Below are 12,219 nucleotides of genomic sequence, written 5' to 3'. Positions count from 1 at the left end.
TTTGCCTCCATCCTTGGCACAGCGACGCGAATCTACTGCGAATCTATGATTGCGAACTTGTGACTCGGGACACTAGCTGGCCACGATCTTGGCGACGCAGAGCAGAATCACCAGCGCCAGGAAGAAGATGTCGATATAGGTTTGATCTCGCCGGCATGCCTGAGCACAGTGACATCGGCGACGATCTGCCTGCGCGAGGCGACAGCATTGGGCCCCTCGCCGGCCGCCGCGGCGAGCCGCCTCGTCTCACCCTCCAGGCGCTCGATGCGCTGGAAGAAATAGAACGAGCGCAGGCCGGAAAAGGCGTGCATCGCCGCATAGACCACGATCAGGATCGCGACCGTCGCGCTGCTCGTACTTCTCCAGAAGGTTCAGCGTGAAATAGACCAGCCCCAGAAACATGAAGTTGGAGACGACACGGTACCACCCGTCATCACGCCGGCTGAGATAGTCATTGTAAGTTTCATACCGGCCGCGCTCATCAAACTGCAGGCGGCCTTAAAACCCATCCAGAACGACACCGCTGGGGCTCGTGGCAAAGATGCCTCACTGACAACGGTGATGACGACAATCTTGCCAATCTTGGCGGCGCACGACTTCTCAATCGTCCAGACGACCACTGCCAACGGTCGCGGGGGTGTCGCTCGAAACAGTTCTCTTGCACAAATCTGGGGAATACATCAGCAGCACGATCGACGTGCCGGTCGCAACGGCCAACGACCCGCAGGCCTATGGTTCCACCCTCACCTACGACGATGATGGCAAATCAGCAACGGTCACAGTGGAAGATCGCTGCTCCGAAATATTTGCCTGCCAAACCATCGACGAACTCCAAGGCAGCGAACATGAAGCACAACACCGCCTCGCTCAATAAGACAGAGCTTTGGATGGTGAAGGGCTGCCTCTAGGTGATGAATGAGAAGATCGCAGCCCCAATGAGCCGCGAACGTCCTTAGCAAATTCAGCTGCTGCTCACTGAGGCGATGTACATCGACATCCGAGTTATCCTGACGGATCTCCACACCCTGCTCAACCTGCCAACCAACGCTCAGGCCACGGCTTTCGCGCTACGGGCCTTTCATAAGAGGCTGGTCGAGAAAAGGCGTAAGAAAAGCAAGGTTGGTGACTAAGGTCGAACGAGAGCGCCTATCAAAGGTCGCCGCGCTTGGCTGCATTTGTCCTCTTCCAGACCGTTTCGGGGTGAGCCGATGCGAAGCTCCAGTGGAAATCCACCACATCTCGAACGGGACTTTGGGCCGCAAAGCTTCAAACTATGAAACAATCCCGCCATGTCCGTACCATCATAGGCAAGGCCCCTTCGGTGAGGCTGTGCATAACGTCACGCGCTCGTTTGAAGCGAAGCACAGCACGCAACGGGAAATGCTAGAATGCGTTCGGCATTTGCTCTAACAGGTACAGCCCGATGCAGTTGTTGGACGAAATCATAGAGGGAGCGGTGGACGACAAAATCCCCCTTCCCAGCCTACTGCGTAAATGCCTCCTGCTTGCTCACCAGCTCAAGAATGCGAAGCTGAAAGCCTGGGTTGAGTACGAGCTTAATGGTTATCCGGGAGAGGAAGCGCTACCCGAGTATCGCAAGGTTGGCGTCCATGCCACCGGCACGTTCATGACACGCGGCGGCCAAACGATAAACAACCAGCCCTTGGCAGCTACAGTCCTCAGTGAAGAACATCGCCATTGGGCTGAAACAGCACCGCTGATGCAGCCGATAGCAGCTTACGATATTGGCAAAGACGCCGAGGGTAAGCCTAACAGCGCTCGCATGCCATGGCCGGCTGAACTTGTTGCCCTTTACGCGGATAAGTTCGCGCAAGGCTGGACGCTTATTCGAGCGTCTCAACAGGTTCCAGGCACGATTTTCGTTTCTGTACTGGACAATGTAAGAACTCGTATCTTGCAGCTCGCATTAGGTCTGAAAGAGGAACTAGGTGACGAAATGACAGATGCCACGAAGCTTCCAAAGGCCAGCGTTGACCAATCCGTCGTCAACCACATCTATGGCGGAAACGTTGTCGTCGCCGCTACCGCTGAAAATTTTAGCCAGGTGCAGAATATTTCAGTCGTTCAGAATGATCTGCCAAGTCTTTTGAAGGCTATGGAGGAACTTGGTCTCCATCCCACTGACGTTAAAAGCCTGAGCAAAGCGGTTCAGGCCGACGCTAAAGCTGGTGCAACTACGATCGGCCAGAAGACCTCCGAGTGGCTGAAGGAACTTCCGGTATCGCTGGGGAAGGGTACGCTCAAAGTGGGGTTTGAGGCCGCCAAGTCGTTGGCTACGAAATATGTTCTGGCATATTTCGGACTTGGCGGTTGAAGGATTGCATATCGTACATCGGACGAGCACGACCGCCGGTCTCAACAATATGGTGCACTTCGTCTACCAGGCTCACAGGCACCCTCACCGACAGAATTGGCTCACCGTAGCGGCCATTGCCTTTAGGTCGGCCGGCGCCGACGCGCCGACCACCTCGCTTCACAGCCTGAATTGTTTGCATGTTGAATCGTGAGCCGATTCACGCCACCGTCAATCTTGAGATGGTCGCTTCGCTGACGTTGTAGGCACGTGCGATATTTCCCAGCTGCTCTCCATTGCTCTTCCGCCTCGTAGCCTCAAGGCGCTCGTTTAAAGTCATTTTGTGTGCCGTCCGAGCCTCATCCCATTGGCAACGGCTCTAGCCCTTCCCTTGCTCGTCCTGATGCGTCTCAGCCCTCGTTCAAACTCGGCGATTCCTCCCAGCGGCGTCAGCATCAAACGTCCATGAGGGTTGTCGTATCAGCCCACTGGTCGCCCAGTGATCGAAAGCCAACTTTCTTTTCGTTCAGCTTGGCAAGGATGTTCAGGAGATCCCGGGTCGATCACGCCAGGCGGTCAAGCCGGGACGTCATTCTTCCTAATCGGTCCGATGCTGTACGGCTTGTTGAGAAAGAACCCGCGGTTACCCAGCGCGGCCTCAGCATATTGGTCGATGGCGACCTGAATTGCCTGGACGTGGAAGAAGCACCAGCCCTCCTTCGGGGAGAGGGCCCGCACCTCCGCCAGCGCCTTGATGAAAGGCGGCGGGTCATCCCAGTCGTTGAACCATTGCGGTCGTTGCGTCACCAGGAACGATCTCCCAGCACCTTGCCCTTCAGCTTCGGCAGCGCGGCCTTCATCCGATCCCGCTCGGCGCAGAGGCTGTCGACTTTAGACGTTCATTACGGCGAACATCGAGGACATTTCCTCCGAAGGGCTCCGGTACTTGACCTTCACAGTCTTCCTCGCCGCCTCGCCGAGCTGGCGGATTCCGTCTCTAACTCAACCCGCCGCGCTTCCTTGGCCTGGTTGTAGGCCGGTGTGCTGTAATAAGGGGAACGCCTCATGCTGTCGCGCCAGCGAGAGCGATTTGAAATCGGTAACGACCTTCGACATGGCCACCTCCATGAAGGCAGCCTAGGCTTTGCGAGCTGCCGTTCAATGAGGATGGAAAGGGCGTTAGAGGTCAAAACTGACGAACGTTCCTGACGACGAACGCAATTGAAGCCGTGAATATCGTGGCTTCGTCGCCGTTTCTGAAGCGGTAGTGCTCGGTTTCCTCGGTCCAAGACTGTACATTCCAGCCAGACTGGCCAAACCGAGAAGCTTCCTCTCTCACCAACTCCTTTGTTTGGCTCTTCGACGAGCACGCCGAATTCCAGCTCCCAGAACTCAAGAACTTGGTGCAGCAGTAAGTTCACTTCGGATTTTTCAATAGGAAGGCATCCGGCTTCAGCTTTAAAGCCTTCATCTCTTCTTTCATCCACCGAGGCGTGGAGCCCCGGCCCGACCAGGTGAGCTTCTTGTCCTTCTTGCTGCGATACTTCGCAGCGGGCTTCACCCGTGTTTTCTTCACGCCCTTCTTCTTCGAGCCGGTAATCTCGTCCATCTCTGCCTTGAGCAATCCCAGCCTGGTTGTCTTGGCCTTCTCGTAGAGCTTTCCTAGCTCCAGCAATAACACAGCCTGCGATGACACCTCGAGCTTCTTGAAGTTCTCGACCAGATGGGTTTCTGGGCGCTTGGACGCTCGCTTCGCTTTCTTTGCCATCGATGACTCCTTTAAGGTCAGTACGGCTTAAAGCCCTATTGCCAGTGAGTCTACGCCTGTGAGATTGTGGCGCGGGACGCTTGCGTACTTTCCTTGAACACGATTTGCGCAGCGTCCTATTTATTTTTGCGATTATCGTTGCGATATACAACTTTCCGGGGGCACGATTCAGGTATTCAAGGAAAGAAATAAATCAATATGTCTCAATTCATTTATCAATTCGCTGGAAACAACGCCCGGCTCCGGTCACCGCTGACACCATCACCTTCAAACTGATTGGCGCGAAGGGTCACGTATTCTGGAGCGACCGTACCAATCTTACCGGCGTGTCAACTGGCTTCCACTCGATGGGCTGAAAGGAACGCTGACTGGCGCCGGCATGCTCCATGTCGTCATCGGCTAACTTATCGCTGGTGTTGCCGTGTTGGAAACGCTGGAAGCAAAGGGCTTGGAAGCCCGCGCGGAAGGGCTTCTCACTCAGATGAACGGCATCATCCGAGCGACCACGAAGAATGTGCGTGCGATTGCGGCTTTAGTCTAAGAGGAAGCGAGGGACTTGGAGAACGCACAACGCCTTTATCAAAGGCAGATGCAGCCTGATGAGAATAAGCTGCACCTGTCCGCGACAGATGCCGCGTTCCGAAAATGGTAGAATCCTCCCAGTCGTCCTCATCTTGAGGGATGGGTGACCGGTGGTGCGCGGCCTTGCGGCACAGATGTCGCGGCTCGGCTATGTCCATCTCATCACCAACGAACCGTAGCCCGTGGTGCTCAGACTCCTCAATTTTGTAGATATCGTTGGCCGATTTTCCCTCCGCCTTCGCTGCTGCGATGTCCTTTGCGCAGGCCTTCGAGATTATGACCTCCCTGCGGCGCGTCCCTCGCATCGAGGGGGTAGCACTCCTCCACATTCAGCCCTCCCGCGTGACCTCGACCCGCAACTCATAGCTGGTGAGGTGGAAGGAGGCTGTCCACGTTGAACCCCTACACGTGGCTTGATGCGTGTGGATAATCGGGACTACCGGGGGTAGGTAGGCGCAAAATCTTGCGGTCCCCCTCTTGTTCCAATACTAATTATAGGCATCTGATTCGCAGGCCTAGCGGACTGAGATCAAGAACAAAAAGAGTCTTCTGGGTTCGTTCTCATAGGGGCATTTATGACCAAGGGCGACCGTAAGTCGCGTGGCGTAGATAGTTCAAAACCGGAGCTTCCCTGGCGGCCCTTCGCGGACCGGCCGACGGGCATCTGGATCGACGAGACGGTGGAGCGGATCAAGCAGACCGCCCAACCGGAGCTGATTGAATCCCTGTACCGAAACCAGATCCCCAAGAATGCCCGGTTCCGGGTGCTGAAGCACCTTATCACGGTAGACGGCACCAAGCGGCCGGAGGGCGACAACTGCCCCTGCCCGATGTGCACGCCGAACCGCTTCCTGACCGGCTCGCTGGTCTGGTTTCCCGACCTTCAGTTCTGCGCCTTCATCGGCAATTGCTGTGCCAACGACGACGTACTGGCCGAGGCCGAGAAGGAGCGGAAGTGGCGCGAGAAGCGGGACAGCGAGGAGAGCTATCTTCTCGAAGCGCTCCCGCTGGTTGGACCGAAGCTTGTGATCGTCGAGAGCCTGAAGCCGGTCGCGTTCGAGGCCGTCAGGGCCTACCGGAAAATCCGCAACACGCTGCCCCAGGTCCACGAGCAGCTTCGCAAGATGAAGCAGCATCACGGCGGCCAGCTCACGCTGACCGAGATCATCAGGGACGAGTCGCAGGAGAACGACGACTACTACGGTCCTGCAGGCTTTAAGGGGCGTGGCAAAGACGGCATCGAAAGCCGAGACCACACCTTCGGGACCTTCTCCGGGCACATCGCGGTCCATCGCGACTACAACCCGACCAAGGAGCTTGAGGACATCCACCGATCGCTGGTCTCCGTGGCTTCAGACTCCTACGGACAGGATGCCTTGAACTTCATCGTTGGGATGTCTGAGAAGCAGCGTCACGCCGCTGTGGTCATTCTCCGGGATGCCGAGGCCAAGATCGTAAGGTTTAAAGACAGGCTTCAGGACCTTGCCCTGTTCTACACCCGGACCAACGCGGAGAAGTTCAACCAGTTCTTCACGCATGACTTGAACAGCATCTATTACAAGGTCGAGTACATCAGCGTCAGAAGCCAGCCGACGCTGAGGTTCAAGAAAGGTGCGAGCCACTACGACCTCATCCGCGGCTCCTGGGCGGACAAGATCGACTTCAGTTGGCCGTCGAGTTGAAGACGAGTCGCGAAGCAGATTCCATCGGCGGCGAAGATGGAGCCGCCCATGAAAACCGATCCATGGCTTGAACACATCATCCAGCACGAGGTCGATAAGGCCCTCAGAAAGCAGCGCGAGAGAATTGGCCATGCCGTCCTATGTGCCGGTGCGGCCCTCACGTCTTCAGTCTTTCATTGTTTTGCGCCAGTCGTTAGTTCGCCGGAGCCGCACCGACTGGAATGCGGCCCCTTGAACGCAGCCTGAGTCACGTCGAAGCAGTCGTCAACAGGATTTGCTCAAAGCGCGGGCACGCTCATTGTACGTGACAGCGCAACATTGACCGAGACCTCTTGGTTGTGGAGGTCGATTCCATCGACCCGGGCAGCGCGGAAATGAATATGGTTCTCGGAAAAGCTGAATTGGTAGACGCAGCGTTCTTCGGATTGAAACCCCGAGCGAGACTCTGGCACGAGGAAGCGATTTACGCTTACCTCTTTTACGAGAGTGCCGGGGTGAAAGACGCTGCCGCCCGTCGTGACGACCAGTTCGGCTACCAGTTTTCCCGGCTCACCTTGGATTCCGAGAATCGTAATTCTGAGCCGGTCCAGACCGGACGAAGTTTCCCAGTAGCTACCAACCTTGACTTTGATATCTAGCACTGAGCTTTCAGACTTGGGCGGCAATGCAGCTTTAAAATCGATCGGTACTCTATCCTTGCGTTCCTCAATTTCTTTAGTCGTGGCCGGCTCCGGCGGAGAGCGAAATTCTGGAAACCGCTGCTCGAACATCCGTTGGGCCATCCTGTCCATGATGGGTGCCATGAAGTGGAACGCGATATTGAAACCGCCGACCAGAAACGCTGGAATGGCTAAGATCGACAGTATTATCCGGCCGCTATCAATGCTCGCCTGAAACACATTTGGCAGATTTATGTAGAGCGCGATAAGAACGCCTATCACTGCGCAAATCGCGCTACAAACGGCGGATCCCGTCTGCATGATTTGACCGCGATTTGTGAACCAAGGTTTTCTATCTGCCATCGAATCCCCCTGCCACTGCGACTTTTTTCGCATAGCCGATTCCCAAAAGCCAGAAGTTGCGGCAAGCTCTCCACACACCTCAAATCTCAACCTTTTCACCATCGTGGCGAACCTCTCAAGGGCAGCGACGAGAGATATCGGCGTGTGATGGGCTTTGGAAGCTCGCCGTAACCTGATGACTTGCAATGTCACGGTGGTAAAATCTTATACGGAGACGCCTATGGCGATCGACGACATAAGGCCATGCCCGTGTCGGTCTGGTCTCTCTTCCCGTTGGGCAAATGACGCCCGCGGTATTCCTCTCGCGAGGGTTTGTCCCAAGTGCGAGGACGAGAAGCTGTCCAGGTATCGGCCCGAGGTTCGGACCGACGGCAATTACCACGCTGACGAACAGATAGAGCCCGACTGATGGCGAACATGCATCGCCATTGGTTCAAGTGCGATTGGGGCCACCAGTTAATGCAGTGGACCACCGAACGGCCCGAGCCTCACAACTCACCCTGCCGACCTGTGAGACCCTGCATTTCCCTTGGGCCTCCGAGGACATGACGACCGCCAAGTTCAAGTCGGACAACGGCATCGTCGCCCCACCTTCGCTCGACCTCTTCCGCTGAAACTACCTGCACCCTTGAGCCCCGTTGCGCTTCTACCCGCAACGGGTGGGCGCACGTATGGAGAAGCACATGAAGCAATGCGCCAAGTGCGGCCAAGCCTACCACGACGTCCTGCCCTTTCACTTGGAGTGCGAGGGTTACGAGCCAATCGCCTACGTGCCGGCCGGAAACTACCTCTCGGTGACGTATCGCAAGAAGCCCAACGGGAGAAGTGTAGATGACGTACAGCATTAAGTTCGAGATGTCGGAGCACATCTGGTCAGGCGCCGTGCTCATCTTCGATGACGGCTCCACCAAACTCCACCGGCATCGTCTTCACCCCGACAGCCCGGTGCTTGTGCAGGTCGAACGGCTCACCCCGAGCCCGGAGCAGATCGAGATGTGCCGCCACCTCTGGGCGCGTCTCTACGAGGAGATGGACTTCCGCGTGGCGAGCTTCTGCCCTCGGTTGCTGCCATTCAGCCCTCAAATCATGACACCCATCTTCGAGAATATCCCAGCCTAACAAGGCCGGTTTCTTTTAAAATGCACCTTGCACGCTTGCATCTGGTATCTATTTAAGGGGGAGGTTGGCCAGTTCCACATTCGCCTTCCCAGACCTTCGTGCCTCAGGAATGGGTGGTTTTGTGGTCACCTCTCGCTTCGGCGACTGCGTCTAATCCGAGCCAACCGCCCCACCCCACTCGTCGCAAAAGGCACGGCGCGAGGAACCTACCAGCCTGGCTTTGCCAGATGGTCGTTCCTCGGCAATATCGCCAAGGCACATCCATCTATTAGCTGGGCTCAAGCGGAGCCTCGCATGTTTGTGCGCATTAAGGATTTCACTATCTACATCGAACTTGAAGCCGCCTTCACCATCCACGTGAAGAGTGAAGAAAAACCCGAGGTCAACGAACAGGACGACCATTGGGAAGATGAGCGCCAGCAGATGCTGGACGACTACGACTAAAGGAGGCTGCCCTTGGCGCGTGCAAGAGGGCCGAGCCTCCTTCGTGCGGCCGCAGCAAAACCCTCTTGCACTCGCCTAACCGTGGCCGCCTCGGCATACTGGTCAATCGCCACGATGATTGCCTGGACACGCTGGTAACACCAACCTTCCCGCACGGCGATGTCTCGGCACTTCGCCAAAGCATCCAAGAATGGCGGGTTGTCCTTGGCGTTGCTATCCGCACGTTATCGATGCCACTCGGTGCATTTTGCTGCTATTTAGTGCCCCGAGCCGCCCGAACCACAACAAAATCTCTGAATGGTCTCAGGAGGATAAGAAAAATGCGTTATCTCCACACGATGTTGCGCGTTCAAATTCAAAAGTCTTGAAGCAAGCCGCGACTGTTACTTCGTTGCCTGACGGTGGGCTCGAGCGAATTACCTTGATGTGAGCCACGATCTGCCTCAGGAATCCCCATCGGGTAGATCTCGGCGAAGAACATGACGATAACCGCATGCGGTCATCCACTTGGCTCGCGCGAGATGGGTCGTGAACGTTCGGTGTGCACGCGCGGGTTCGTGACTTGGATCAATTTTCAGGACAACTCGGGCAATGTCTTGCCAGTCGGCTCCTTGGTTATCTGCATCGAGCAAGCGCAGATACGTGATCGTATGCGCGTGATCATACCGGGTGAGTTGCGATGCGCTTGGAGCAAGATCGGCTACCGTTGGCTCTAATTCGAACGACATTTGTTGACCTCCAACATTTAAGTAACTTCAATCGCGCGCCCTCCCTCGAAAGGTTTGGCGCGTGAGCCCCGTTGATACGTCGACCTGCTCCACTCTCGCGGGAAAAATCCGAGGCAAGTCTCCTCCGCGGACAACATCGGAAAGAATGCAACAAGTCTTATTAGGTCGAAAATAGACCTAAATAAGAATAATTATAGCCTATTGCTGGCGAATTTGCTAGAGCTAGCGATGGTGGTCAGTATGATCACCGCGCGACAGATTCGGGCAGCACGTGCCCTCTTGGGCTGGACGCAGCAGGAATTGGCCGACAGGGCGATAGTCGCCCTCAACGCGGTCGCCAGGATCGAAAGGGGAAGCTCGGATCCCCGAGCGAGCACAATAAATGCGATAGAGGTCGCGCTTAAGAAAGCGGGTGTCGAGTTTATTACTGCGGACCAAAAGGGAGAAGGCGTTCGCCTCAAAAGCCCTAAAGGTTAATTCTGCCCCTTAGCATGCGTTACTGGCATTCGGTATTTCGTGGCACGTCCGCACAAGTCCTGACATTTTGCGCCTCGGACAAATCGTCGAGATGATCACTGGCCTTCCGGTCACGGCACCGCCGATTGCTACGCGGGCCTAGCCGATTATTCCATGCGCGGATAATGGCCTTCCGCCGTTCCAACGAGCGATGCAAAACCTTTCGAGAAGATCGCGGGATTGAGAATTTTAGCTCATTTCGCCGGTCGCCCCTCTCGCAACCACTATCAAGAAAGCATGCCCCGACGCCCTGCCAAGCTCACACAAGCAGACATATCTCGCGCCATCCGAGCCGCGAAGGCTGCCGGCGCCAGCGCGGTTACTATCGACGGCGAAGGTACTATTCAAATAGTGCTCTCTCCGACCTCCATACCAATTGCCGATGCCGCCGAGGCCTGGGTACCGTCCGACGCGCTTCAGCGCTATCTGAAACGTTCCGAAGGCGGCTGAAACGCTCCTTATGCAATTGATGCGGAGTCACCGCATCGTTAGACTCCAAGCGTTGCTCCATGGAGAGAGCCAATGCTTGGAACAGAGAAAGACGATCCCCGCGCCCCCGGGGATCGCCGAATGTATCTCTACTTTAACTATTCCGAGTCGGGCTCGCTGCGCTGGTACGTGAAGGTTAGCCGCAAAGGTCGCAGGATCGGGATCAGCGAGGAGTACGGGACGTCAGAGTTCGATTCAGCCTATCAAGCAGCTGTTGTGGCGCTCGGGGGAGTGATGCGTATGCGTCGCGTCAAAGCGACCATCAAACAAGAACAGCCGGAACGGCGCTATTTGTACGTAGACATCAGCCAGCGCGGGCAGGTGCGACATTATGTGCAACTACGCAACAGGCTTCCGAAAATCCGGATCAGGACCGAGTTCGGCACGGCAGCGTTTGATACCGAAGTTGATACAGCGATCGCCGCTCAGATCGCCCTGTATGGCAATGCGGCCGACTACATCAACGCACAAAAACAGCGTAATGAGCCTCGCCCTGCTTTGCCCGGTACGCCGGCTGCCCCCGGTACGCTCCGCTGGTACTGGAACGGCTATAAGCGAAGCGATCACTGGTTCGGCGATCTCAGCGTCGGTCATCTGGGCTTGGCAGAGTCGACCCGGCTCCAGCGTACCGGTCTTATCGAGTCCCTGCTCCCCGAGAATGGCGAGAAGCCGTTCGCGGTGCTGACTCGCAAGGTAATCAAGGCGGAGATGAAAGCGCGCACGCCATCACAGGCGGGCAACTTGCTGTCGGCAGTGCGCGGCATGATCCGCTGGATGATCGACGAGAACCATCTCGACGAAGACGACGACCCAACCATTGGGCTGAAATCCGGCAAAGCGAAAGCGAGCCGCGAGTCCGGTGGCTTTGCGCCCTGGACCGAGGATGACATGGCCCGGTATCGGGCAAAGTGGCCGTTGGGTACCGAAGCCCGTCTGATGTTCGACATCCTGCACTACACGTTCCTGCGCCTTGGAGATGCCCACCGTTTCGGGCCACCCCACTTGCGGCAGATCGTGCGGAAAATGGCTGTGCAGATCGCCACCGAGAAAAGTCGGGGCAATACGACCGTCACCGTGCCTGTCCACCCGGAGTTCGCTGCGAGCCTGAAGGCGGCCCGCGCATCGAATATCATCGGTGCTGAGGTATTCACCGGCAAGGTCGTGCGCGGTCGCATCCAGCCCATGAACAAGAAGGCGTGGGCGGCCAAGTTCAAGAAGTATGCGGTCCTGGCCGGCGTCAACGAGCCGAAAAAGAGCTGCCACGGCGTCCGCAAGGCCCGGGCCGAAGTGGCTGCCTATGCCGACTGCACCGAGAGCCAGATGATGGCCATGTTCGGCTGGACCGACCCGAAAATGCCCGCGCACTACATCGCGCAGGCGAATCGAGAGCGGCTTGGCATCAGTGGAATGGAGAAGATCGTGACGTTCGACCAAAGCCAATCACTCGACGACTGGCTGGCGGTGCCACGGGCGAACAGCACGCGAACGAAGGGCAGGAACGGAGTGGTAACATTCCCGGGTAACATCCGGAAAAAAGTTCAATAACTTCAATATG

The 12,219-nt window shown here is 56.6% G+C and carries 16 protein-coding genes; 9 read left to right on the top strand and 7 right to left on the bottom strand.

The annotated features are described in order from the left end of the window. Positions 1-107 precede the first annotated feature (107 nt). Positions 108-326, bottom strand: a complete 219-nt coding sequence (locus PMN64_RS27100) for a hypothetical protein (protein ID WP_411782843.1) — start codon at positions 324-326, stop codon at positions 108-110. Between the two features lie 311 nt (positions 327-637). On the opposite strand from PMN64_RS27100, the gene PMN64_RS27095 reads away from it, so the two are divergent. The 3 genes from PMN64_RS27095 to PMN64_RS27085 all read left to right on the top strand — a co-directional run bounded on the left by PMN64_RS27095 (position 638) and on the right by PMN64_RS27085 (position 2,335). Further along, complete coding sequence (locus PMN64_RS27095; RefSeq protein WP_411782842.1) at positions 638-874, top strand: hypothetical protein; 237 nt, start codon at positions 638-640, stop codon at positions 872-874. Positions 875-1,122: 248 nt separating this feature from the next. Continuing rightward, on the top strand, positions 1,123-1,410 hold the full coding sequence (locus tag PMN64_RS27090) for a Ref family recombination enhancement nuclease (RefSeq protein WP_411782841.1): 288 nt from the start codon (positions 1,123-1,125) through the stop codon (positions 1,408-1,410). A gap of 13 nt (positions 1,411-1,423) precedes the next feature. Beyond that, the gene (locus tag PMN64_RS27085) at positions 1,424-2,335 is read left to right on the top strand and encodes a hypothetical protein (protein WP_411782840.1); all 912 of its coding nucleotides are present in this window, start codon (positions 1,424-1,426) and stop codon (positions 2,333-2,335) included. Positions 2,336-2,534: 199 nt separating this feature from the next. On the opposite strand, the gene PMN64_RS27080 is transcribed toward PMN64_RS27085, so the two are convergent. The 4 genes from PMN64_RS27080 to PMN64_RS27065 all read right to left on the bottom strand — a co-directional run bounded on the left by PMN64_RS27080 (position 2,535) and on the right by PMN64_RS27065 (position 4,082). Further along, positions 2,535-2,654, bottom strand: a complete 120-nt coding sequence (locus PMN64_RS27080; protein WP_411782839.1) for a hypothetical protein — start codon at positions 2,652-2,654, stop codon at positions 2,535-2,537. Then, positions 2,651-2,770: a hypothetical protein gene (locus PMN64_RS27075; protein WP_411782838.1), complete on the bottom strand. Its 120-nt coding sequence runs from the start codon at positions 2,768-2,770 to the stop codon at positions 2,651-2,653. The genes PMN64_RS27080 and PMN64_RS27075 overlap by 4 nt, the downstream gene beginning before the upstream one ends. A gap of 120 nt (positions 2,771-2,890) precedes the next feature. Next, a complete protein-coding gene (locus tag PMN64_RS27070; protein ID WP_411782844.1) occupies positions 2,891-3,124 on the bottom strand; it encodes a hypothetical protein in 234 nt (77 codons plus the stop codon). A 607-nt stretch (positions 3,125-3,731) separates the two neighbouring features. Beyond that, entirely contained in the window at positions 3,732-4,082 is a 351-nt protein-coding gene (locus PMN64_RS27065; RefSeq protein WP_411782837.1) for an H-NS family nucleoid-associated regulatory protein, read from the bottom strand. An 80-nt stretch (positions 4,083-4,162) separates the two neighbouring features. Between PMN64_RS27065 and PMN64_RS27060 the strand changes: the two genes are divergently transcribed. Continuing rightward, a complete protein-coding gene (locus PMN64_RS27060; RefSeq protein WP_411782836.1) occupies positions 4,163-4,438 on the top strand; it encodes a hypothetical protein in 276 nt (91 codons plus the stop codon). An 801-nt stretch (positions 4,439-5,239) separates the two neighbouring features. Next, complete coding sequence (locus PMN64_RS27055) at positions 5,240-6,346, top strand: hypothetical protein (RefSeq protein WP_411782835.1); 1,107 nt, start codon at positions 5,240-5,242, stop codon at positions 6,344-6,346. Positions 6,347-6,624: 278 nt separating this feature from the next. On the opposite strand, the gene PMN64_RS27050 is transcribed toward PMN64_RS27055, so the two are convergent. After that, positions 6,625-7,368: a hypothetical protein gene (locus PMN64_RS27050; protein WP_411782834.1), complete on the bottom strand. Its 744-nt coding sequence runs from the start codon at positions 7,366-7,368 to the stop codon at positions 6,625-6,627. A gap of 831 nt (positions 7,369-8,199) precedes the next feature. On the opposite strand from PMN64_RS27050, the gene PMN64_RS27045 reads away from it, so the two are divergent. Together PMN64_RS27045 and PMN64_RS27040 are read left to right on the top strand one after the other, a co-directional pair. Beyond that, positions 8,200-8,487, top strand: a complete 288-nt coding sequence (locus tag PMN64_RS27045; RefSeq protein WP_411782833.1) for a hypothetical protein — start codon at positions 8,200-8,202, stop codon at positions 8,485-8,487. 294 nt (positions 8,488-8,781) lie between these two features. Further along, on the top strand, positions 8,782-8,931 hold the full coding sequence (locus PMN64_RS27040) for a hypothetical protein (protein WP_411782832.1): 150 nt from the start codon (positions 8,782-8,784) through the stop codon (positions 8,929-8,931). 443 nt (positions 8,932-9,374) lie between these two features. Here PMN64_RS27040 and PMN64_RS27035 read toward each other — a convergent pair whose 3' ends face one another. After that, positions 9,375-9,659, bottom strand: coding sequence for a DNA -binding domain-containing protein (locus PMN64_RS27035; RefSeq protein ID WP_411782831.1), 285 nt, complete (start codon positions 9,657-9,659; stop codon positions 9,375-9,377). 228 nt (positions 9,660-9,887) lie between these two features. On the opposite strand from PMN64_RS27035, the gene PMN64_RS27030 reads away from it, so the two are divergent. Beyond that, entirely contained in the window at positions 9,888-10,136 is a 249-nt protein-coding gene (locus tag PMN64_RS27030) for a helix-turn-helix domain-containing protein (RefSeq protein ID WP_411782830.1), read from the top strand. A gap of 609 nt (positions 10,137-10,745) precedes the next feature. Beyond that, the gene (locus PMN64_RS27025) at positions 10,746-12,209 is read left to right on the top strand and encodes a tyrosine-type recombinase/integrase (protein ID WP_411782829.1); all 1,464 of its coding nucleotides are present in this window, start codon (positions 10,746-10,748) and stop codon (positions 12,207-12,209) included. Positions 12,210-12,219 lie beyond the last annotated feature (10 nt).

It is taken from the genome of Bradyrhizobium sp. UFLA01-814 (genome assembly GCF_046718885.1).
Classification (GTDB): Bacteria; Pseudomonadota; Alphaproteobacteria; order Rhizobiales; family Xanthobacteraceae; genus Bradyrhizobium; species Bradyrhizobium elkanii.
The sequence above is the reverse complement of the archived record's forward strand: the minus strand, read 5'-3'. Positions and strand labels throughout refer to the sequence as shown.